General features: G+C 69.1%; 23 protein-coding genes, 4 tRNA genes and 1 riboswitch. Of the genes, 4 read left to right on the top strand and 23 right to left on the bottom strand.

All coding sequences use genetic code 11. The features are described from left to right. Positions 1 to 7: 7 nt before the first annotated feature. From trpA to hisI, 7 genes are all read right to left on the bottom strand, one after another. A complete protein-coding gene (gene trpA, locus AB6732_RS06275; protein ID WP_066212376.1) occupies positions 8 to 802 on the bottom strand; it encodes a tryptophan synthase subunit alpha in 795 nt (264 codons plus the stop codon). Beyond that, positions 799 to 2205 (bottom strand): tryptophan synthase subunit beta, encoded by a 1407-nt coding sequence (gene trpB, locus AB6732_RS06270; RefSeq protein ID WP_370959152.1) that lies wholly within the window; start codon positions 2203 to 2205, stop codon positions 799 to 801. Before trpB ends, trpA begins: the two co-directional genes overlap by 4 nt. A 77-nt stretch (positions 2206 to 2282) precedes the next feature. Beyond that, a complete protein-coding gene (gene trpC, locus AB6732_RS06265; protein ID WP_370959151.1) occupies positions 2283 to 3095 on the bottom strand; it encodes an indole-3-glycerol phosphate synthase TrpC in 813 nt (270 codons plus the stop codon). A gap of 3 nt (positions 3096 to 3098) precedes the next feature. After that, complete coding sequence (locus tag AB6732_RS06260; protein ID WP_066212372.1) at positions 3099 to 3359, bottom strand: HGxxPAAW family protein; 261 nt, start codon at positions 3357 to 3359, stop codon at positions 3099 to 3101. A gap of 95 nt (positions 3360 to 3454) precedes the next feature. Further along, the gene (locus tag AB6732_RS06255) at positions 3455 to 4087 is read right to left on the bottom strand and encodes a Trp biosynthesis-associated membrane protein (protein WP_370959150.1); all 633 of its coding nucleotides are present in this window, start codon (positions 4085 to 4087) and stop codon (positions 3455 to 3457) included. Further along, on the bottom strand, positions 4087 to 5664 hold the full coding sequence (locus AB6732_RS06250) for an anthranilate synthase component I (RefSeq protein WP_370959149.1): 1578 nt from the start codon (positions 5662 to 5664) through the stop codon (positions 4087 to 4089). The genes AB6732_RS06255 and AB6732_RS06250 overlap by 1 nt, the downstream gene beginning before the upstream one ends. After that, positions 5664 to 6137 carry a phosphoribosyl-AMP cyclohydrolase gene (gene hisI / locus AB6732_RS06245; RefSeq protein ID WP_370959148.1) on the bottom strand — a complete coding sequence of 158 codons (474 nt, stop codon included), beginning with the start codon at positions 6135 to 6137 and terminating at the stop codon, positions 5664 to 5666. The genes AB6732_RS06250 and hisI overlap by 1 nt, the downstream gene beginning before the upstream one ends. 152 nt (positions 6138 to 6289) lie before the next feature. On the opposite strand from hisI, the gene AB6732_RS06240 reads away from it, so the two are divergent. Next, positions 6290 to 6931: a TIGR03085 family metal-binding protein gene (locus AB6732_RS06240; RefSeq protein ID WP_370959147.1), complete on the top strand. Its 642-nt coding sequence runs from the start codon at positions 6290 to 6292 to the stop codon at positions 6929 to 6931. 109 nt (positions 6932 to 7040) lie between these two features. Here the strand turns inward: AB6732_RS06240 and hisF are convergent, their stop codons facing one another. From hisF to AB6732_RS06160, 16 genes are all read right to left on the bottom strand, one after another. After that, entirely contained in the window at positions 7041 to 7820 is a 780-nt protein-coding gene (gene hisF, locus AB6732_RS06235; RefSeq protein WP_370959146.1) for an imidazole glycerol phosphate synthase subunit HisF, read from the bottom strand. A 28-nt stretch (positions 7821 to 7848) separates the two neighbouring features. Then, positions 7849 to 8691, bottom strand: a complete 843-nt coding sequence (hisG, locus tag AB6732_RS06230; protein ID WP_370959145.1) for an ATP phosphoribosyltransferase — start codon at positions 8689 to 8691, stop codon at positions 7849 to 7851. 137 nt (positions 8692 to 8828) lie between these two features. Further along, complete coding sequence (locus tag AB6732_RS06225; RefSeq protein ID WP_066212354.1) at positions 8829 to 9092, bottom strand: phosphoribosyl-ATP diphosphatase; 264 nt, start codon at positions 9090 to 9092, stop codon at positions 8829 to 8831. Positions 9093 to 9187: 95 nt separating this feature from the next. Beyond that, the gene (gene ribH, locus AB6732_RS06220) at positions 9188 to 9679 is read right to left on the bottom strand and encodes a 6,7-dimethyl-8-ribityllumazine synthase (protein WP_370959144.1); all 492 of its coding nucleotides are present in this window, start codon (positions 9677 to 9679) and stop codon (positions 9188 to 9190) included. A gap of 34 nt (positions 9680 to 9713) precedes the next feature. Then, positions 9714 to 10370 carry a GTP cyclohydrolase II gene (ribA, locus tag AB6732_RS06215; RefSeq protein ID WP_370959143.1) on the bottom strand — a complete coding sequence of 219 codons (657 nt, stop codon included), beginning with the start codon at positions 10368 to 10370 and terminating at the stop codon, positions 9714 to 9716. Positions 10371 to 10404: 34 nt separating this feature from the next. After that, entirely contained in the window at positions 10405 to 11061 is a 657-nt protein-coding gene (gene ribB / locus AB6732_RS06210) for a 3,4-dihydroxy-2-butanone-4-phosphate synthase (protein ID WP_370959142.1), read from the bottom strand. After that, positions 11058 to 11678: a riboflavin synthase gene (locus AB6732_RS06205; RefSeq protein WP_370959141.1), complete on the bottom strand. Its 621-nt coding sequence runs from the start codon at positions 11676 to 11678 to the stop codon at positions 11058 to 11060. The genes ribB and AB6732_RS06205 overlap by 4 nt, the downstream gene beginning before the upstream one ends. Positions 11679 to 11687: 9 nt before the next feature. Beyond that, a complete protein-coding gene (gene ribD, locus AB6732_RS06200; RefSeq protein ID WP_370959606.1) occupies positions 11688 to 12704 on the bottom strand; it encodes a bifunctional diaminohydroxyphosphoribosylaminopyrimidine deaminase/5-amino-6-(5-phosphoribosylamino)uracil reductase RibD in 1017 nt (338 codons plus the stop codon). A 69-nt stretch (positions 12705 to 12773) separates the two neighbouring features. Beyond that, a complete protein-coding gene (gene pnuC, locus AB6732_RS06195; RefSeq protein ID WP_370959140.1) occupies positions 12774 to 13484 on the bottom strand; it encodes a nicotinamide riboside transporter PnuC in 711 nt (236 codons plus the stop codon). Positions 13485 to 13559: 75 nt separating this feature from the next. Then, positions 13560 to 13694, bottom strand: a riboswitch (FMN riboswitch). A 110-nt stretch (positions 13695 to 13804) separates the two neighbouring features. Continuing rightward, positions 13805 to 14479, bottom strand: coding sequence for a ribulose-phosphate 3-epimerase (gene rpe / locus AB6732_RS06190; RefSeq protein WP_208188896.1), 675 nt, complete (start codon positions 14477 to 14479; stop codon positions 13805 to 13807). A gap of 26 nt (positions 14480 to 14505) precedes the next feature. Further along, positions 14506 to 16098, bottom strand: a complete 1593-nt coding sequence (locus AB6732_RS06185) for an RsmB/NOP family class I SAM-dependent RNA methyltransferase (RefSeq protein ID WP_370959139.1) — start codon at positions 16096 to 16098, stop codon at positions 14506 to 14508. Next, on the bottom strand, positions 16095 to 17015 hold the full coding sequence (gene fmt, locus AB6732_RS06180) for a methionyl-tRNA formyltransferase (RefSeq protein ID WP_370959138.1): 921 nt from the start codon (positions 17013 to 17015) through the stop codon (positions 16095 to 16097). The genes AB6732_RS06185 and fmt overlap by 4 nt, the downstream gene beginning before the upstream one ends. Beyond that, positions 17012 to 17611, bottom strand: a complete 600-nt coding sequence (def, locus tag AB6732_RS06175) for a peptide deformylase (RefSeq protein ID WP_370959605.1) — start codon at positions 17609 to 17611, stop codon at positions 17012 to 17014. Before def ends, fmt begins: the two co-directional genes overlap by 4 nt. Before the next feature lie 124 nt (positions 17612 to 17735). After that, complete coding sequence (locus AB6732_RS06170) at positions 17736 to 18578, bottom strand: cytochrome (RefSeq protein WP_307496992.1); 843 nt, start codon at positions 18576 to 18578, stop codon at positions 17736 to 17738. A gap of 147 nt (positions 18579 to 18725) precedes the next feature. Continuing rightward, a complete protein-coding gene (locus AB6732_RS06165) occupies positions 18726 to 19061 on the bottom strand; it encodes a hypothetical protein (protein ID WP_370959137.1) in 336 nt (111 codons plus the stop codon). A 289-nt stretch (positions 19062 to 19350) separates the two neighbouring features. Next, a tRNA-Val gene (locus tag AB6732_RS06160) sits at positions 19351 to 19422 on the bottom strand. A gap of 172 nt (positions 19423 to 19594) precedes the next feature. Between AB6732_RS06160 and AB6732_RS06155 the strand changes: the two genes are divergently transcribed. The 3 genes from AB6732_RS06155 (at position 19595) to AB6732_RS06145 (ending at position 19881) form a co-directional block, all read left to right on the top strand. After that, a tRNA-Gly gene (locus AB6732_RS06155) sits at positions 19595 to 19667 on the top strand. Positions 19668 to 19701: 34 nt separating this feature from the next. Next, a tRNA-Cys gene (locus tag AB6732_RS06150) sits at positions 19702 to 19772 on the top strand. Positions 19773 to 19809: 37 nt separating this feature from the next. Next, positions 19810 to 19881, top strand: a tRNA-Val gene (locus AB6732_RS06145). Positions 19882 to 19891 lie beyond the last annotated feature (10 nt).

The following is a 19891-nucleotide window of genomic DNA, read 5'->3' as shown; positions in this document are numbered from 1 at the left end:
CGGGTTCCTATCCGGCCGGGGTGAATCCGGCGCTGAGTTCCTGAGTGAGCTGTGCGACGGCGGGGACGCCGCCGTCGCGAAGTGCCGAGACCAGGGCGGAGCCCACGATCACGCCATCGGCGTAGGAGGCGATCTCCCGGACATGCTCGGCCCGGGACACGCCCAGCCCGACGCACACGCGTTCCGCCCCGGCGGCGTGGGTCGCCGCCACGAGGCTCTCGGCGAGGTTGCTCACGGCACCACGGGCGCCGGTGACGCCCATGACCGAGACGGCGTACACGAAGCCGCGGCTGGCCTGGACCGTCATGCTGAGGCGCTCCGGCGTGGAGGACGGGGCCACCAGGAAGATGCGGTCCAGCGAGTACTTGTCCGACGCGGCGACCCACTCGGCAGCCTCGTCCGGGATGAGGTCCGGCGTGACCAGACCCGCTCCCCCGGCCTCCGCCAGGCGGCGCGCGAACTCGTCGACGCCCAGCCGCATGACCGGGTTCCAGTAGGTCATGACCACGACGGCGGCGTCGCTCGCCTCCGTGATGCCCTTGACGACGTCGAAGACGCTCGCCACGTGGAAGCCGTTCGCGAGGGCCTCGGTGGTCGCGGCCTGGATGACGGGGCCGTCCATGACGGGGTCCGAGTACGGGATGCCGATCTCGATGATGTCCGCGCCGTTCTTCGCCAGGGCGATGCCGGCGTCGATGCTGGTCTGGACGTCCGGGTATCCGGCGGGCAGGTAGCCGATCAGGGCGGAGCGCCCCTCGGCCTTCGCCTTGTCGATGGCGGCCGCGGCCTTGGAGTGGATCATGCCGGGGACTCCTCACCCGTGGTGCTGTGACGTGTGGAAAGCGTGGTGCCGCGGACGTTGCCGTCCTCGTCGAGCATGTCGAACCACTCGGCGGCGGTCTGGACGTCCTTGTCACCGCGGCCCGAGAGGTTCACCACGACGATGACCTCGCTGGGATCGTCCTTGCCCTCAGTCAGCCGCTGGCCGACCTTGATGGCGCCGGCCAGGGCGTGCGACGACTCGATGGCCGGGATGATGCCCTCGGTCTGCGACAGCAGCTTGAAGGCGTCCATCGCCTCGGTGTCCGTGATCGGCTCGTACGTCACCCGGCCGATGTCATGCAGGTAGGAGTGCTCCGGCCCGACGCCCGGGTAATCCAGGCCGGCGGAGATGGAGTGGGACTCCACCGTCTGGCCGTCCTCGTCCTGCATCAGGTAGGAACGCGCGCCGTGCAGCACGCCCGGGCGGCCGAGCGTGATCGTGGCCGCATGCCGTCCGGTCTCCACACCGTCTCCTCCGGCCTCGAAGCCGTAGATGGCGACCTCGGGGTCGTCCAGGAAGCCGTGGAAGATGCCGATCGCGTTCGACCCGCCGCCGATGCAGGCACAGACCGCGTCCGGCAGACGGCCGGTCTGGGTCAGGATCTGCTCGCGGGCCTCATCCCCGATGACCTCGTGGAAGAAACGGACCATGGCCGGGAACGGGTGGGCTCCGGCCGCCGTGCCGAGCAGGTAGTGGGTGTTGTCCACATTGGTCACCCAGTCGCGGAGCGCCTCGTTGATGGCGTCCTTCAGCGTCTGGGAGCCGTTCGTGACGGGGATGACCGTGGCGCCGAGCAGCTGCATGCGGGCCACGTTGAGGGCCTGACGGCGGCAGTCCTCGGCACCCATGTAGACGACGCACTCCAGACCCATGAGGGCGGCGGCCGTGGCCGAGGCGACGCCATGCTGACCCGCGCCGGTCTCGGCGATCACACGGGTCTTGCCCATGCGCTTGGCCAGCAGGGCCTGACCCAGCACGTTGTTGATCTTGTGCGAACCGGTGTGGTTGAGGTCTTCGCGCTTGAGGAAGACCCGGGCGCCACCGGCGTGCTCGGAGAAGCGCTTGGCCTCGGTGAGGAGGCTCGGGCGCCCCGAGTAGTTCTTGTTCAGCTCGGAGATCTCCGCGAGGAAATCGGGATCCAGCCGGGCCTTGTTGAAGGTGTCCTCCAGCTCGTCCAGGGCGGCGATGAGGGACTCGGGCATCCAGCGTCCGCCGTACTCACCGAAGTAAGGTCCTTCCGCGTGGCGCAGCGGGCCGCGGCCGGCGCTGCCGGCCTCGGCCTGCTCCGCCAGCCGTCCCGCCAGGAATGCCTCAGCGGGGTCCCCGAACGCCTGCTCTTCAGCCGCGCCCTGCCCGGGGTTCTGCGATGCGTTCTCCGCCATCGCGCTCACCGTCCTCTGTGTTTCGGTTCGGACCGGCGACGCCGCGTGGGCATCGCCGGGCGTGTTCGTAGAGCTGTTCAGTCGCGCCGGGCCGGCATGGCCCGCGTGCCGGCCTCCCGGAAGTCCTGCAGCAGCCGGCGAGGGTCCTCGGTGGTGACGAGAGCCTCGCCCACCAGGAGCGCCTGGGCGCCCTGGGACGCGTAGTGCACGGCGTCCTCGACCCCGCGGACTCCCGACTCCGCCACGGCGATGGCTCCTGCCGGAATGGCCGAGGCCAGCCCGCCGAAGACGCCGCGATCGACGTCGAGGGTCTTCAGATTCCGCACGTTGACGCCGATGATGCGAGCCTCCACGGCCGCGGCCCGCTCGATCTCCTCGAGCGTGTGGGTCTCCAGCAGGACGTTCATGCCCAGTTCGTGGGTGAGGTCGCTGAAGTCCTTGAGCTGCGCGTCATCGAGAGCGGCGGCGATCAGCAGGATGAGGTCTGCGCCGTGGGCGCGGGCCTCCCAGATCTGATACTCGTCCACCGTGAAGTCCTTGCGGAGCAGCGGCACGTCCACCCGGGCGCGCACCGCGTCCAGATCGGCGAGGCTGCCCTTGAAGCGGCGCTGCTCGGTCAGGACCGAGATGACGGAGGCTCCCCCGGAGACGTACTGCTCCGCGAGAGCCGCCGGATCGACGATGCCCGCCAGCTCACCCTTGGAGGGGCTGCTGCGCTTGATCTCGGCGATGACCTTCAGCCCGGCGTCGGGCTGACCGCCACCGAGTGCGGCCCAGGCGTCCCGGGCGGGTGCCGCGGCGCGCGCGGCGTCCTCGATCTCGGCCTGGGGCAGCCGACGGGCCTCAAGGTCTTCGCGGACTCCCGCGATGATGTCGTCGAGGACAGTCACAGATCAGTGGCTGTTCTTGAGCTTGCTGCCGCCGACGCCGTAACCGGCCTTGCGCATGGCGAAGCCGGCCAGGAGACCGATCACCATGACGCCGATGCCGCCCCAGAAGACCGGCGCGCTGGCCAGGACGAAGGCGATGGACGAAACCAGGGCGCCCACCAGCATGATGGCCACGCAGGTCCAGGCAGCCGGGCTGTTGCCGTGTCCGATCTCGTCCGCGTGGGACTCGGTGGACTGGCTGGCGGAAACAGTGGCTTTGCTCATGGTGATACTCCTCAGGAATGAAACTAACTACATTCTGCCATTGATTGTGCAGGTCCAGGCGCAGCGGAGCCGCCGTGCCCACCTGCCGGACAGGCCTAGCTGGGGTCGTGACCCTTACTGAGCTGATCCCAGCTGTCGATCGCATCCAGGGGCTCGTCGTCGTCGGCCTCCTCGGCTGCGGCGGAAGGGCTCGCGGAGCCCTTGGCCGCCGCACGGGACCGGCCCGCGGCGCCGTCGTATTTCGAGCTCCCCGCCCAGTGCCGCGAGGCGAGAACCAGCCACACCGCGCACAGGATGAGGAGCGCGCCGAAGATCACGGCGAGCACCGGGAAGGTGGTCAGGCTGACGTCCGCCGGTCCGTTCGCGACGCCGGTCTGGCGGCTGATCTCGCCCTGAGCCGCGGACCGCGGGTCGTTCAGGACGGTCAAGCCGGCGGACACGATGCCCACGCCGGAGAGCGCGATCGCCACGGCGACCACCCAGCGGGCCACGCGGCCCGCGATGCTGCTGGCGATCGCTCCGGCCACCGCCACCACGGCGAGGGCCGTGACGGCCGTGGCGGCCTTGCTGCCGGCGACGTGGATGTCGGGCATCCTGACGCCACTCTGTGCCAGGACGACATTCACCCAGCTCTGGGTCGTGGTGCCGAAGACCGCGACGGCGCACAGCACCGTCACGAGCACGACGGTGGCCTTCCGGGACCAGCGGGGAGCTGTGGTGCGGCTCATCACTGACCTTCCGCGAGGGACGTGGCGAGCCCGGGCTCCGCATCCCGCAGAGCGGAGGCGAGATGCGCGGCACGCAGCGGCGCCGCGGCCTTGTTCACGGTCTCCAGCGCCTCGTCCGGCTTGTGGGAATCGGCGACGATGCCGCCACCGGCCTGGACGTATGCTTTCCCGTCCAGCAGCAGCGCCGTGCGGATGGCGATGGCCATGTCCATGTCCCCGGCGAAGTCGAGGTAGCCGACCACTCCCCCGTAGACGCTGCGCCGGTGCGGCTCCAGCTCGTCCAGCAGACTCAGCGCCCGCGGCTTCGGGGCGCCCGAGAGCGTGCCGGCCGGGAACGTGGAGGCGAGCACATCGTAGGCCGTGGATCCCGGGGCCAGCTGCCCCACCACGGTGGAGACCAGGTGCATGATGTGACTGAAGCGCTCCACTTCCATGAACTGCGTGACATCCACGGTGCCGGCGGTGCAGACCCGCGAGAGGTCGTTGCGGGACAGGTCCACCAGCATGAGGTGCTCGGCGCGTTCCTTCGTGTCCGCGAGGAGCTCCTCGGCCAGCGCGACGTCGGCGTCATGGGTCTTGCCGCGCGGCCGGGACCCGGCGATCGGGTGGGTGATCACCTCGCGGTCGGTGACCGTCACGAGCGCTTCGGGGCTGGAGCCCGCGATCGCGTACTCCCGGCCCTCCGGATCCTCGAAGTTGCAGAGGTACATGTACGGGCTGGGGTTGCTGTTGCGCAGCATCCGGTAGACGTCCAGGGCGCTGGCGGCGCAGTCCAGCTCGAAGCGCCGGGAGATGACCACCTGGAAGACCTCGCCGTCGCGGATGGCCTCCTTGCCGCGGTCGATGGCCTCCAGGTACTGCGGTTCCGGCCAGCGGTGCTGCACGGATTCCTGGTAGTCACGGCTCGGAGCCAGGGCGGCGATGGCCGGCGCGGCCGGACGCTGGAGGCGTTCCAGCATGGCGTCGAGCCGGTTCACGGCGTCCTGGTAGGCCTCGTCGACCCGTTCCGGGCTGTCGTCCATGTTGATGGCGTTGGCCACGAGCAGCACCGAACCGTCCACGTTGTCGTGGACCGCGATGTCGCTCACCAGGTTGAGGGCGAGCTCCGGCAGGTTCAGATCATCCTGCGGCGGGTGGACCAGCCGCTCCCAGTGCCGGACGGTCTCCCAGCCCACGAAACCGACCAGGCCGGACGTCAGCGGGGGCAGATCGGCGTGGCGCTCGGTGCGCAGCGCTTCGAGGGTGAGGCGGAGGGCCTCGGCCGGGTTCCCCGAAGTGGGGACGCCCTGGGGCGGCTCACCCTGCCAGAAGGCCTCGCCGTCGCGCGTCGTCAGCGTGGCCCGGCTGTGCGCGCCGATGAAGGAGTAGCGGCTCCACGACCCGCCGACCGCGGCGGATTCGAAGAGGAACGTCCCGGGCTTCGCGGCGCCGTCGTCGGCGAGGGCGAGCTTGCGGTAGAGGCTGATCGGCGTCTCCGCGTCGGCCAGCACCTTCAGCGTCACCGAGATGACCCGGTGCTCGCGCGCCAGGGTCCGGAACTCGTTCAGGCTCGGGGTCAGTGCGGTGGTCTCCAGCACTAGCGTGCCCCTTCCGTCGTCGCGTCGTCAGCGGTCGGTTCCTTGGCGGTGGTGTGCCCGGCGTCCCGGGACCCGACGACGGCGGGCAGCTCCCGGCCGTCAAAGCAGGTCCGCGTTCCCGTGTGGCAGGCGGCGCCCACCTGGTCGACGCGCACCAGGAGCGCGTCGCCGTCGCAGTCCAGCGCGACGGACTTCACCCACTGCACATGGCCCGAGGTGTCCCCCTTGCGCCAGTACTCCTGCCGCGAGCGGGACCAGAAGGTGACCCGGCCCGTGGTGAGCGTGCGGCGGAGCGCTTCGTCGTCCATCCAGCCGAGCATGAGGACTTCTCCGCTGTCATGCTGCTGGATGATGGCCGCCACCAGACCGTGGTCGTCGCGCTTGAGGCGGGACGCCACGTCAGAGGCGAGCTCGGTGGTCGGCTCGGAGCCGGTGGACGCGCCGGAAAGAGGGGGAATGGGCTGTTCAGACATCGCGATCCAGTCTAGTACGGCGAGCCCTGCCGCCCCGCCTCCACCCGGCTCGGTGACGCCGACCGGCACCGTGGTCCGCCCTGTGCGCAACGCCGCGTCGCGCGGTGTGCCATGCACCGCCGGAAACCCCCTCTCGTGTTAGGTTCACAGTGATGCGTTTTGTGGCCCCCTCCCGAGAATTCCTGGCCGAGACTTTGCTCGCGGCCGGTCCCGACGCGCCCACCCTCTGTGAGGGGTGGAAGACGCGCCACCTGCTGGCGCACCTGCACCTGCGGGAGAACAGCCCGCGGGTCGCCCTGGGTCTCGCGGTGAAGGCGCTGGCGCCCGCCACGGATCAGGCGATCGAAGAGCTCGCCTCCACCCTGGATGACGGCGCTTACGTCAAGCTCGTGGAGCGGTTCCTCGCCGGCCCGTCCCGCTTCTCCCCCTGGGGCATCCCCGCGGTCGCAGAACTGGCCAATCTCGCGGAGTACTTCGTGCACGCCGAGGACGTCCGGCGCGCCGGGGACCGCTGGGCGCCGCGCGCGCTCGATGACTCGTACGCCGAGGCTCTCTGGGCGGATCTCGTGAAGCGCGCCGCCCTGCTCTACCGCGGCGTCGACCTCGGGATCGTGCTGGTCCGTCCGAACGGTCCGCGTCACGTGGCCCGCCGGGCGCCGGACTCGGTGGCCATCCTCGGCGATCCGGCCGAGCTCATGATGCATGCTTACGGCCGCGCCTCGCATGCCCTGGTGTCGTTCGAGGGGCAGCCCGACGCCGTCGCCCTGCTCCGCTCGGCGACGCTCGGCGCCTGAGACGAGCCCTCGCAACACTCATGAACTGAAGAGGGACTGAACTCAAGAGGTACCCTGCCAGACGGCAGGGTCCCTCTTCAGTTCCGGTGGAACGCTCTGCGCCCCGAGGTCAGCGGACTTCGTACCCGGCCTCGCGGATGGCGGTCTTGACCTGGGCGATCATGTCGTCCGGCCCGAAGTGGAACATGGACGCGGCGAGCACGGCGTCCGCGCCGGCTTCGATGGCGGGCGGGAAGTGCTCCGGAATCCCGGCGCCGCCCGAGGCGATGAGCGGGATGTTCACGGCGGCCCGCACGGCACGGATCATCTCCAGATCGAAGCCGTCCTTGGTGCCGTCGGCGTCGATGGAGTTCAGCAGGATCTCCCCCACACCCCGGTCGGCGGCCTCCCGTGCCCAGGCGATGGCGTCGATTCCGGTGCCCTGACGTCCGCCGTGGGTCGTCACCTCGAAGCCCGAGGGCGTCGTGCTGCCCGCACCCTCCGGGACACGGCGCGCGTCCACCGAGAGCACCAGGACCTGGGAGCCGAAGTGCCGGGTGATCTCATCGATCACGTCGGGACGCGCGACGGCGGCCGTGTTGATGGATGCCTTGTCCGCGCCGTAGCGCAGCAGCTTGTCCACCTCGGCCACGCCGCGCACGCCGCCGCCGACCGTGAGGGGGATGAAGATCTCCTCGGCGGTGCGACGGACGACGTCGAACGTGGTCTCGCGGTTGCCGGAGCTCGCGGTGACGTCCAGGAACGTCAGCTCGTCCGCCCCGGCGCGGTCGTAACGGTGAGCCAGCTCGACCGGATCTCCGGCGTCGCGAAGGCCCTTGAAGTTGACTCCCTTGACCACGCGGTCGGCGTCGACGTCAAGGCAGGGGATCACGCGGATGGCGACGGCCATGGTTCCTCCTGGGTTCTCGTCCGGTGGCTCAGATGCGGCAGGCGTGGATGCTGCTCACCAGGATGGCGCGGGCGCCCAGATCGTAGAGCTCATCCATGACCTGATTGGTGGATTTCTTGAGCACCATCGAGCGCACGGCCACCCAATCGGAGTCACGCAGCGGCGACACCGTGGGAGATTCCAGGCCCGGCGTCAGGGCCGCGGCCTCCTCCACCAGGTCTTTGCGGATGTCGTAGTCCACCAGCACGTACTGACGCGCCACGAGCACGCCCTGCAGGCGGCGGATCAGCACCTCGGCGGCGGGGTTGTTCTCCCCCGGCCGTCCGATCAGCACGGCCTGGGACTTCAGGATCGGCTCGCCGAAGATCTCCATGCCGGCGGCCTTCAGGGTGTTGCCGGTCTCGACGACGTCGGCGATCGCATCGGCGACGCCGAGGCGCACCGAGGACTCGACCGCGCCGTCGAGGCGGACCACCTTGGCGTCGATGCCGAGGTTCGCGAGGTAATCGCGGAGCAGGCCGTCGTAGCTGGTGGCGAGGCGCTTGCCGGCCAGCTGCTCGACGCTCTGGAAGTCTCCGACGGGCCCGGCGAACCGGAAGGTCGAAGCGGCGAACCCGAGTTCGAGCATTTCGACCGCCTCCACCTGGGCGTCCAGCAGAAGATCGCGGCCGGTGATGCCGACGTCGAGGGTGCCCTGCCCCACGTACACCGCGATGTCGCGGGGACGGAGGAAGAAGAACTCCACATCGTTGTCGGGATCCACCATGACGAGTTCACGGTTGTCCCGGCGCTGGCGGTAGCCGGCTTCGGCCAGCATCGCCGCGGCGGCTTCGGAAAGGGAACCTTTATTGGGAACTGCTACGCGCAACATATGTCTTCAAGCATCTTTCGTGTCCGGGCCCTCGGCCCGCAGTGGTCTGTGAACTGGAGAGACGTGAGCCGTCCCGTCCCGCGGGAAGGCAGGGCCGGGAACGACGCCAGCCGCCGGGCGCTTGCCGCGCCGAGCGGCTAGAGATGCTTGTAGACGTCTTCGAGGGTCAGGCCTTTGGCAAGCATCAGGACCTGAAGGTGGTACAGCAGCTGGGAGATCTCCTCCGCAGCGGCCTCGTCGGATTCGTATTCCGCCGCCATCCAGACTTCGGCGGCCTCTTCCACAACCTTCTTGCCGATCCCGTGCACGCCCGAATCCAGTTCAGCGACGGTACGCGAACCTTCGGGCCGGGTGTCGGCTTTTTCGCTCAATTCAGCGAAGAGCGCCTCGAAATTCTTCACGTGTCATACCCTACTGTGAACCGGGCCCCCGGCCCGAAACGGGCCGGGGGCGTTACAAAACCGCCAGGGGTGATCTTCCCCACCCCTGAGACGGTTCAGTCCTGCGGTGCGAGCGTGGACCGCAGCGTCAGCGCGGTGGCCACGGCTGCCTCGAGCGCCTCGCGGCCCTTGTCCTCGGACGAACCCGGCAGGCCAGCCCGGTCCAGGGCCTGCTCCTCGTTGTCACAGGTCAGAACGCCGAAGCCGACCGGCACTCCGGTGTTCACCGACACCTGGGTGAGACCGAGGGTCGCGGACTGGCACACGTAGTCGAAGTGTGGGGTGCCGCCACGGATCACGACTCCGAGTGCCACGAGGGCGTCGTAGTGCGGGGCCAGACGCGCCGCCGCCACACTCAGTTCGAACGTGCCCGGGACGGTGACTACCGTGACGTCGGTGAGTCCGGCGTCGGCGGCCGCCGCCTGGGCGCCGGCCAGCAGACCGTCCATCACCTCCCGGTGCCAACTCGCGGCGATGACGGCGACGCGCAGCGGCTGCTGCTCCGCGCCGGCGTCGAGGGTGATGGTGGGTGCTCCGTGGCCGCTCATGCGGTGCTCGCTTTCTGTTCGGGCTGGGTGGTCATCAGGAGTTAGCTCCGGGGATCTCCACGTCCGGGACTTCCAGGGTCAGGCGGTGGTCCATCCGGTCCTTCTTGGTCCGAAGGTACCGGAGGTTCTCCTCGCGGCTCGGGACCTCGGTGGGGACCATCTCCACCACCCGGACACCGGCGGCAGCGAGGCGCTGTTCCTTGTCCGGGTTGTTGCTGAGCAGACGGATCTCCGTCAGCCCCATCTCCGCCAGGATCTGGGCCGCGGCGTTGTAGCAGCGGGCGTCCACGGGCAGACCGAGCTGCTCGTTGGCCTCCACCGTGTCGAAGCCGGCTTCCTGCAGGGCGTACGCCTTGATCTTGTTGGCCAGCCCGATGCCGCGGCCTTCCTGCCCGCGCAGGTAGAGCAGCGTGCCGCCCTGTTCGCGGATCAGGTTGAGCGCCAGCGCGAGCTGCTCGCCGCAATCGCAGCGGTAGGAGCCGAACACATCGCCCGTGAGGCATTCGGAGTGCAGCCGCACGAGCGGCGCCTGCCCGTCGCTGGGCGGGCTGGGGGAACTGACGGCCAGATGTTCCACACCGGTTGCCTCATCGGTCCAGGCCTGGGCCACGAACTCCCCGAAGGCCGTGGGCAGTTTCACGATGGGCCCCGAGCTGACGGGGTGCTTCCCACTGTGCTGTTCCGGACTCATAGTTCCTCCTCTGGTTGCACCATGCTGCGCTCTGTCATCCTGCCTGTCCTGCCTGCTCGCCTCCGGACCGGAGGTACGCCGCGAGATCGGCGATGGACACCAGAGGACATCCATGAATGGCTGCGAAGTCACGCAGCGCATCCAGGCGCATCATCTCGCCGTCGTCGTGGACGATCTCGGCGATCACGCCGGCCTCCTGGACTCCGGCCAGACGGCAGAGGTCCACGGCCGCCTCGGTGTGTCCAGGGCGTTCGAGCACTCCACCCTTAACGGCGCGCAGCGGGAAAATATGCCCGGGACGGGTGAGTTCCTCGGGCCGGGTCTGGGCGCTGGCCAGGAGATTCACCGTCAGCGACCGGTCCGTCGCCGAGATGCCTGTGCTCACGCCGACCGCCGCGTCACAGCTGACGGTGTACGCGGTGCCCTTGGCATCCTGGTTGACCTCGACCATGGGAGGGAGCTCAAGACGGTCCGCCTGGTCCCCGGTCAGGGGCACGCAGATCACGCCGGAGCTGTGCCGGATGGTCCAGCCCATGAGCTGGGGCGTGGAGTGCTGCGCGGCGAAGATGATGTCGCCTTCGTTCTCGCGGTCCTCGTCATCCACCACGACGACGGCGCGCCCCGCCGCGATGGCGGCGACGGCGTCTGAGATGGGGTCCAGGCCGTGCGGACCGCTGGGCTGCCCGCTCACCGGCGCTCTCCGTCCAGGAAGGAGAGCAGACGCTCGGCGTACTTCGCGAGCACGTCGACCTCGAGGTTGACGCCCTCCCCCGGCTTCTTGTCGCCCAGCCCGGTCTCCGCGAGGGTGATCGGGATCAGCCCCACTTCGAACCACTGCTCCGCCTCGGTGGCGGGACTGACGGCGGTGACGGTGAGGGACACGCCATCGATCGCGATGGAGCCCTTCTCGGCCACGTAACGGGCCAGCGGCGTCGGGATACTGAAACGCAACCTGTCCCAATTGCCCTGGTTCTCGCGCTCCAGAAGAGCGCCCACGCCGTCGACGTGGCCCTGCACGACATGCCCGTCCAGGCGTCCCCCTGCGGGAACGCAGCGTTCGAGGTTGACCTGATCGCCCGGCTGGAGCGAGCCGATCGTGGTCCGGACGAGGGTCTCGCCCATGACGTCCACGTCGATGCGGCCGCCCTCACGGGAGGTGGCGGTGAGGCAGACACCGTTGACGGCGATGGAGCCGCCCAGGCCGAGGTCCTCGGCCAGCGTGGGGACGTCGAGGGTCAGGACGGCGCTGCCGTCCTGCTGCTGGAACGCGGCGACGGTGCCGCGTTCGGCGATGATTCCGGTGAACATGACTATTCCTTAATGCTGCGGCGTGGCCGGCTGAAGATGAAGGCGGAGGTCGCGGCCCAGGTGCCGCACGGAGCCGCCGTCCGAGTGATCCCAGTCCCAGGACTGGGCGTCGGCGAGGGTGTGGATGCCCAGCCCGGCCACGGAGTTCTTCCCGGAACCGAGGAGGGTGGGGGCCTGGTAGACGACGAGTTCGTCGACGAGGCCGGCGCTGAGGAAGGCCCCGATGATCCGGCTGCCGCCCTCGACCATGACGTGACGGACTCCCCGTTCGAAGAGCTCCGCAAGGGCCTCGCCCGGCTCCCGCGTGGCCAGATGGATGGCACGGCCGTCATCGCCGAGGATCGCGGCGCCCTCCGGGATCGGGCGCACTCCCATCACCGCGCGGAGCGGCTGATGCTCCGCGAGCTCGCCGTCAGGGGTGCGCGCGGTGAGCCGCGGATCGTCGATCTCCACGGTCCCGGTTCCGACGAGGATCGCATCGATCCGCTGCCGGATCGCGTGGTTGTCCCGCAGCGACTCCGGACCGGAGATCCACTGGCTGGTGCCGTCCTCCGCCGCGATGCGCGCGTCCAGGGTCTGGGCGATGTGCAGGGTCACGAACGGCCGGCGACCGTCGACGGCGGCGAGCCACCGCGCGTTCAGCTCCCGGGCCTGCTCGGCCCCCAGTCCACTCTCCACCTGGATTCCCGCGGCGCGCAGCGTGGCTGCGCCTCCTGCGGCGGGATCGTGGGGATCGTCGATCGCGTAGATGACCCGGGCCAGCCCGGCGGCGATGATCGCCTGGGCGCAGGGTCCGGTGCGGCCCTGGTGGTTGCAGGGCTCCAGGGTCACGAGGATGGTCCCGCCCGCGACATCGATGCCGTGCTCCTGGGCCTTGGCCAGCGCGTCCGCCTCGGCATGTGCCGTGCCGGCCCCTCGGTGGTGCCCGACGCTGAGGACCCTGCCCTCGGGGTCGAGGATCACGGCCCCCACGAGCGGGTTCGCTCCCCGGGGGCCGCCGAGCGCGGCGTCCAGGGCCTGGTGCATCGCGGAACGTTCGACCTCCGTGAAGGAGGCGCCGCTCTGGTGCTGCCCCCCCACGTCATGCTCGCCCACTCAGCGCACCTCCGCCGTGACGGGGGCGCCGTCGTCGTGGGTGTATCCCGGAGGCGCCTGCGCCTCACGCTTCTGGGCGCACATCCAGACGAAGAAGCCGACCAGCGTGAAGACGCCGTAGAAGAGGTACATGAAACCGCTCGCGTAGTACCCGGCGCTGAACAGCAGCGGCACCCCGACGATGTCCACGGCCACCCAGATCAGCCAGAACTCGGTCCAGCCCTTGGCCATGCCGAAGGTGGCCAGGAGCGAGCCCACGAAGGTCCAGGCATCCGCCCACACCGGAGGGTAGGAGCCGAGAAGCGAGAAGAGCGGGGTCAGAAGGCCAGTGCCGAGCAGGAGCGCTGCGATGAGGGCCACGCGGGCCCGGCCGCCTGCCCAGCGGGGCACGAGGGCCACGCCGTGACTGTCGGCGTCGCGCTTGCCCTGACGCCAGCGGATCCAGCCGAAGACGGCCACCGCGATGAACATGATCTGGCGGCCAGCCTGGCCCCACAGTGTGGCGGGGGCGGCGGCGCCGAAGACATTGCCCAGGAAGACCGTGAGCAGGAGCAGATTGCCCACGATGCCCACGGGCCACGCCCAGACGCGGCGGCGCATGCCACCGAGGGCACTCGCCAGACCGAAAACATTACCGAGAACTTCACGTAGCAGAAGCGCCGTCCCACCGACTGGGATCTGCGCTTCGAAGAGCCACCGCAAGAGGTCCATGTCTCACCCTTTCCAGAGAACCGCGGCGGCTCCGGGGGCGACAACAAGGACGCACGGGACAGACCCGTGGCTTGTGTTCGTGCTTCTCCCATCCAGACTTTAACTGTCGGTGCCGGAATTTCACCGGCTCAACCGTCCGACCGATGAAGGTCAGGCGGGTCGCGGACTATAACCGCCGGTTCGGACTTTCACCGACCCCGGAGCACGATTGATCAAATTGTGTCTGTTCCCCTCACCGTGAGGTGCTGGGAGCAGGATTACATAGTGTCATAAGTCCGGTAGCCGCCGGTTCATTCCCGACGGCCACCGGAAACATTTCGTCAGGAACGTGCGCCGGCCCAGACGCTCTCCGCCACCTCGCGCAGCCGCGTGATGGCCCGTTCCGGATCCTCCGCCCCATAGACCGAGCTGCCCGCCACGAAGACGTTCGCCCCGGCCTCTGCGGCCCGCACGATCGTCTCCTCCGTGACGCCGCCATCGACCTGCAGCTGCACCGCCGCGCCGCTGCCGTCGATCGCCGCACGGGCGCGGCGGATCTTGGGCAGCGTGACGTCCAGGAAGCTCTGACCGCCGAAGCCCGGCTCCACGGTCATCACCAGGATCATGTCGAATTCGTGGAGGAGATCCAGGTACGGCTCCACCGGGGTGGCCGGGCGGAGTGCCAGGCCGGCCTTGGCGCCACGGGCCCGCAGCTCACGGGCCAGTTTGATGGGAGCGGTCGCCGCCTCGGCGTGGAACGTGACGGAGGCCAGGCCCGCGTCCGCGAACCCGGGAGCCCAGCGGTCCGGGTCTTCGATCATGAGGTGGGCGTCCAGCGGAATGGGGCTCACCGCCTGGATCCGGGACGCCACGGGCAGTCCCAGGGTCAGATTCGGCACGAAGTGGTTGTCCATGACGTCCACGTGGACGGCGTCGGCCGCGGCGATCCTGTCCAGCTCCGCCTGGAGGTTGACGAAGTCTGCGGACAGGATGCTCGGATTGATGCAGCAGCGCATGCGTTCTCCTTTGAGGGCTGATCCGCTCAGGCCTGGGCCGCGGCGGGATTCTTCTTGCGGAGCAGCGCCAGGAACATGGCGTCCGTCCCGTGCTGATGGGGCCAGAGCTGAACGTATCCTCCGTGGTCGGCGGACAGTGATTCCCCGCGGGCCACTCCGTCGATCACGGGGCCCGCGTCGACGAGTTCCAGATCGTCGCGGCGCTTGAGGACGTCGTCCACCACCATGCGCGTCTCGGCGAGGTGCGGGGAACACGTCACATAGGCGATCACGCCGCCCGGCCGGGTGGCCTGGATCGCGGAGTCCAGCAACTGACGCTGCAGGGGGCCGAGTTCCGTCAGGTCCTGGGGCGTACGCCGCCAGCGGGACTCGGGCCGGCGGCGCAGGGCACCGAGGCCAGTGCACGGAACGTCGACGAGGACACGGTCGAACTGCTCCGGGAGCTTCTCCCCCACGTCACGGCCGTCTCCGGTGCGGACCTCCCAGCGTTCCTCCGGTACCGGCTGAAGGGCGCGCCGGACGAGCTCGGCCCGGTGCTGCTGAGACTCGTTGGCCAGCAGTGACGCGTCCGCGTCGATCGCCAGGGCGGCGAGCAGGGCGGCCTTGCCACCCGGTCCGGCGCACAGGTCGAGCCAGCGTTCCGGCTCGCCGTCGCCGCCCTCGAGGGGCGCGGCCACCAGGGCCCGCGCTACCAGCTGGGACCCGACGTCCTGCACACGCACGACGCCGTCCCGCACCGCCGGGATACGGCCCAGATCGCCGCCTGCCGACAGCCAGGACCCCTCCAGGAGCGGGCCGGGCTCGGCGCCGCTGTCGTCGAGGTCGTGTGCGGACGCCAGCGACGGCAGAGCCACGAGGTTCACCACGGGGGCTTCGTTGTCGGCCGCGAGGAGGTCTTCGATCTCGGCCACGTCGTGGCCGTGGCCCACCAGCGCCTGGCGCAGGGCCCGCACGATCCATGCCGGGTGGGCCTGGCGGAGGGCGAGCTGCTCGATGACATCGGGCGTCCGGGACGAGATCTCGTCCAGCCACTCCTCCAGCGTGTGGGCGCTGACCTTCCGGAGCACCGCATTGACCAGACCGGACGGCCCGGCGCCGATCACCGCACGCGTCAGACCGACGCTCTCGTCGAGGGCCGCGTGCGCGGGAACCCGCATGCCGAGGAGCTGGTGCGCTCCGAGCCTGAGGACGTCGAGCACGGCCGGGTCCAGGTCTTTCAGAGGCCGGTCCACGGATTCGGACAGGATGGCGTCGTAGCTGCCCTGACCACGGAGGGTCCCGTAGGCGAGTTCCGTGGCGAACGCGGCGTCCCGGCGTTCCAGCCGGTGCTCGCGGATGAGACCGGGCAGCACCAGGTTGGCATAGGCGTCCGCGCCGGAGACGGCCCGGAGCACCTCGAAGGCGACCAGGCGGGCCGGATCGGCGCGGCGGGAACGCTGCGAGGGCGCGGCCGAGCTGAACTGCCGGCCACCTCCACCGTTGCCACGGTGCCGTTCGCGACCCTGCGCGTTCCTGCGGCCGGAATCCCGGCCACCGCCGGAGCGGCCCGCGCCGCCCGAACCTGAACCACCCGAACTTGAACCACCCCTGGACTGGGGCGTGCCCCGATGCTGACTCATGCGAAGGTCACTTTCTCCAGGGCGGCCAGGCCACGGGCCCAGTCGCGTGCTGACATCATGCGTTTGCCGCTGGGCTGCACCTCGAGCAGCTCCAGGCCGTGACTGCCGGTGCCGACCACCACGGACTTGCCCACGAGCCGCAGGGTGCCCGGCGCCAGATCCCGGACGTCCGGCCGGAGCGCGAGAGCCCCGATCTTGAAGCGCTGGCCGTCGAGTTCGGTCCATGCGCCGGGTTCCGGAGTGACGCCCCTGGCGCGGCGGTGCAAGGACAGCGCCGGCAGGGACCAGTCGAGCCGGCCGTCCTCCAGCGTCAGTTTAGGGGCGAGCGTCGGGGTGCCCTCCTGGGGCCTCGCCTCCGCGCGTCCCGCGGCGATCGCCGACAGCGTCTGGGCGAGCAGGACCGCGCCGCTCACCGCCAGACGTTCGAGGACAACGCCACTCGTGTCATCCGGTCGCGCCGTCTCGGTCATGGTGCCGAACACCGGACCGGTGTCCAGGCCCGCCTCCAGCTGGAAGGTCGAGGCGCCCAGGACGTCGTCGCCGTTGATGAGGGCGTGCTGAACGGGGGCCGCTCCGCGCCATGCGGGCAGCAGGGAGAAGTGGAGGTTGATCCAGCCGTGGTCGAGGGCGTCGAGCGCGGACTGCGGCACCAGACCGCCGAAAGCCACGATCGCGCCCACCTCGGCGCCGGTCGCCACGATCTGTTCCGTCACCTCCGGGGTGATGCGCGAGGCCTTGATAGTCTCCAGCCCGAGTTCTTCGGCGCGCTGCGCCACCGGCGACGGGGTCAGGACGCGCTTCCGGCCGAGCGGCGCATCGGGACGGGTCAGGACACTCACCACCTCGAAGCCGGCCTCGAGCAGCCGGTCGAGGGACGGCACGGCCACGGCGGGCGTTCCCGCGAACAGGACCTTCACAGCGCCTGCCCGAAGGAGCCGCGGCCGCTGGAGGCCGACGACGGCGCCTTGCTGAAGGCGGAGGCCACGGAACTGGCGCGCTGATCCACCGTCGCCCGCTCGGCTGCCGAGTATTCGCCGCTCCGGAGGGCCTTCAGGGCTCGACGCCGTTCCTCGCCGGACAGCCGGTCGATGAACAGGATGCCGTCCAAGTGGTCCGTCTCGTGCTGGAAGCACCGCGCGAGCATGCCTTCGGCCGTCAGCTCCACAGGATTGCCATCCCGGTCGATCCCGCGGACCGTGGTCTGGCGGAAGCGGCGGACCGGGGCGGAGATGCCGGGCACCGAGAGGCACCCTTCGCGTTCGTCCGGCTGATGGTCCTCGCTGTTGACGAGGACGGGATTGATGACATGGCCCTTCACACCGTCGATGTTGAAGGTGAAGATGCGCTGGCCCACGCCCACCTGGGGCGCGGCGAGGCCGGCGCCATGCACGTCCTCCATGGTCTCCAGCATGTCGTCCACCAGCTGATGGACCGCCGGTGAGATGTCGGTGACTTCCTCGGCCCGGGTCCTGAGGACCGGGTCGCCGAGAGTCCTGATGCCGAGAACGGCCATGGAGTGGACCTCCTGTATAAGGTGCTGACGGATCACTGCGGCGCCGTGCGCCACGCTGTCTATTCTACGGACCGGCGGTCCCCGGGCCTCCCGGCGAGGGGTCCCAGCAGCGCCCGGACTCCGTTCAGGCCCGCGGCGGGGCCAGAGGAAGGAGAGCGGACCGCTCCTGCAGCAGGTCCTGGTTGAGCTGCCACACCCTCTTCAAGGCACAGAACTTCCACCAGTGATGCTTGAGGACCTCGGGGTTGGCCCGCTGCGGACGAACCTCGGTCTCTCCCACCGCGACCGCGATGAGCAGTGGACCGGCGCCATGCTGCCAGGCCTCCCACTCCCCCAGCTCAGGATCCACCAGGCTCTCCTCCGCCTTCATGCCGGCGACGAGCTGCATGACCACCTTGTCATCGAGCGCCTTGACCTGACCGTCCCGCGTGGTGCCCTTGGTCTTGTAGTCGATCAGGCAGGTGCGCCCGTTGATCTCGGCCACCAGATCCAGAGTGCCCGCGTAGCCGACCTCGTGGTTCCAGACCGTGATCTCGGGGGCGATCGGGCGGACGTCGTACGCCTTCCACCATTCATCGAATCGGTCCGCGAACGCCTGCTCGCCGTTCTGAGCGAGAAGCTCCCGCGCGCCGTCGACGTCGTGCTCGCGGTCCAGATGACGCAACGCCACCTGCTCGCAGTAGTTGTGGACGCGGTCACCGCGCTCGGCGGCGGCGTCCCGGTAGAGAGCGGCTGCATTGGCCGCGCGCTGAACCGCCTGGCGGAGCTTCGCCGGGCTGTTGAGGGCGGATTGCAGGGTGACGTCCTGCGCCAGCGCGTTCGCTCCCATGTATCCGAACCAGCCGTCCAGACCGTGGGGCTGCTGCGCGATCACCGTGGTGATCGACGGGACGACGGGTTCTTCGCGCGTGCTGCGCGCATACATCCGGCCCGTATCGGTGGCCCGGGCAAGCATTGGTGCGGTCATGTCTTCACTTTCCCATAACGCGCCGACATTCCTTCAGGCAGCCCACGGTGAGCGGGGAACGAGCCCGGGGTCTGCGACGGGCTGGAGGTGATGAATCCGGAGAGTGCACCATCCGGCCCGGCCGACGCCATCCTTGAATGCGGGACGTTAATGCCCGGAGTCCTCGTCCTGGAGCAGCCAGACGACATCCTCATACACTGACGATGTCAATCGTGCGAGCCGTTGGTTGGCGGCGGCCGCCTCGGAGTCGGTCAGGAGCTGCCCGTGATGCTGACTGATGACCACATCGTTGAGGCTTCCCATGCCCCCGAAGGCGCTTCTCACCCCTTCCAGAGCCCGAGGGTCACCACTCTGAAGCAGGGCCAAGCAATGATCGGCCCAGGAACTCCAGCGTGAGACGCCGTACTTCTCCAGGAACCGGGCCAGGGCCGATAGCTCACGCCCGAGCCGCGCGACATGACGGCTGCGCTGTTTACTGCTCATGAAACCGGCACGCGGCTGCGGAGGCGCCCCGCTCCGGTCTGATGAACTGTCTCTGCGTCGCTCTCCATCTCAGTCCACTTCCGTCTACGAATGGTGCATACAGCCTGCTCGGCGAACGACAGGACAACGGCTTCGCCGCCCGGAGCGGCATCGCGTCCGCCGGAGGCAATGCCACGGAACAGCGAGGGCGGGCGCGCGGAGGAAATCCGACTTCAACGGAGTCGATGAGCGACCACGAAAAAGCCCCCTTTTCCCGTGATATATCGCGGGAAAAGGGGCTTTGCAAGGGTGGGCGATACTGGGTTCGAACCAGTGACCTCTTCGGTGTGAACGAAGCGCGCTACCACTGCGCCAATCGCCCTTGCGTTCTGCAACGCTTAGAAACTCTAGACCATGATCGGACGGAACGCCAATTGAGCGGGACGACGCGCGGAAGGCCGCGGGATTTGAACAAACAGGCCTCCTTCCTATAGAGTTTTTCTTCGTTGGAAAGCGGCCCTAGCCCATAGCGGGACAGGGCCGGAAAACCTTCTGCGGACGTAGCTCAGCTGGTAGAGCACCACCTTGCCAAGGTGGATGTCGCGAGTTCGAATCTCGTCGTCCGCTCGCAGGACACTGTCTGAAGAGAAATCTTCTGCACGGTGGGTTGGCCGAGAGGCGAGGCAGCGGCCTGCAAAGCCGTATACACGGGTTCGAATCCCGTACCCACCTCGGTGAAAACCCTGGTTCCACTTCGGTGGAAAGCTAGGGGCGATTGGCGCAGCGGTAGCGCGCTTCCCTGACACGGAAGAGGTCACTGGTTCGATCCCAGTATCGCCCACGGACACGCA

The organism is Arthrobacter sp. RCC_34 (assembly GCF_041360795.1).
In the GTDB taxonomy this organism is placed as follows: domain Bacteria; phylum Actinomycetota; class Actinomycetes; order Actinomycetales; family Micrococcaceae; genus Arthrobacter_E.
This window is presented reverse-complemented; position numbering and strand designations above follow the sequence as displayed.

Coding starts and splice junctions, on each gene's coding strand:
- trpA (WP_066212376.1), bottom strand. CDS start 802: ATGATCCACTCCAAGGCCGCGGCCGCCATCGACAAGGCGAAGGCCGAG.
- trpB (WP_370959152.1), bottom strand. CDS start 2,205: ATGGCGGAGAACGCATCGCAGAACCCCGGGCAGGGCGCGGCTGAAGAG.
- AB6732_RS06260 (WP_066212372.1), bottom strand. CDS start 3,359: ATGAGCAAAGCCACTGTTTCCGCCAGCCAGTCCACCGAGTCCCACGCG.
- AB6732_RS06255 (WP_370959150.1), bottom strand. CDS start 4,087: ATGAGCCGCACCACAGCTCCCCGCTGGTCCCGGAAGGCCACCGTCGTG.
- hisI (WP_370959148.1), bottom strand. CDS start 6,137: ATGTCTGAACAGCCCATTCCCCCTCTTTCCGGCGCGTCCACCGGCTCC.
- AB6732_RS06240 (WP_370959147.1), top strand. CDS start 6,290: ATGCGTTTTGTGGCCCCCTCCCGAGAATTCCTGGCCGAGACTTTGCTC.
- hisF (WP_370959146.1), bottom strand. CDS start 7,820: ATGGCCGTCGCCATCCGCGTGATCCCCTGCCTTGACGTCGACGCCGAC.
- hisG (WP_370959145.1), bottom strand. CDS start 8,691: ATGTTGCGCGTAGCAGTTCCCAATAAAGGTTCCCTTTCCGAAGCCGCC.
- ribH (WP_370959144.1), bottom strand. CDS start 9,679: ATGAGCGGCCACGGAGCACCCACCATCACCCTCGACGCCGGCGCGGAG.
- ribA (WP_370959143.1), bottom strand. CDS start 10,370: ATGAGTCCGGAACAGCACAGTGGGAAGCACCCCGTCAGCTCGGGGCCC.
- AB6732_RS06205 (WP_370959141.1), bottom strand. CDS start 11,678: ATGTTCACCGGAATCATCGCCGAACGCGGCACCGTCGCCGCGTTCCAG.
- ribD (WP_370959606.1), bottom strand. CDS start 12,704: ATGCACCAGGCCCTGGACGCCGCGCTCGGCGGCCCCCGGGGAGCGAAC.
- pnuC (WP_370959140.1), bottom strand. CDS start 13,484: ATGGACCTCTTGCGGTGGCTCTTCGAAGCGCAGATCCCAGTCGGTGGG.
- rpe (WP_208188896.1), bottom strand. CDS start 14,479: ATGCGCTGCTGCATCAATCCGAGCATCCTGTCCGCAGACTTCGTCAAC.
- AB6732_RS06185 (WP_370959139.1), bottom strand. CDS start 16,098: ATGAGTCAGCATCGGGGCACGCCCCAGTCCAGGGGTGGTTCAAGTTCG.
- def (WP_370959605.1), bottom strand. CDS start 17,611: ATGGCCGTTCTCGGCATCAGGACTCTCGGCGACCCGGTCCTCAGGACC.
- AB6732_RS06170 (WP_307496992.1), bottom strand. CDS start 18,578: ATGACCGCACCAATGCTTGCCCGGGCCACCGATACGGGCCGGATGTAT.
- AB6732_RS06165 (WP_370959137.1), bottom strand. CDS start 19,061: ATGAGCAGTAAACAGCGCAGCCGTCATGTCGCGCGGCTCGGGCGTGAG.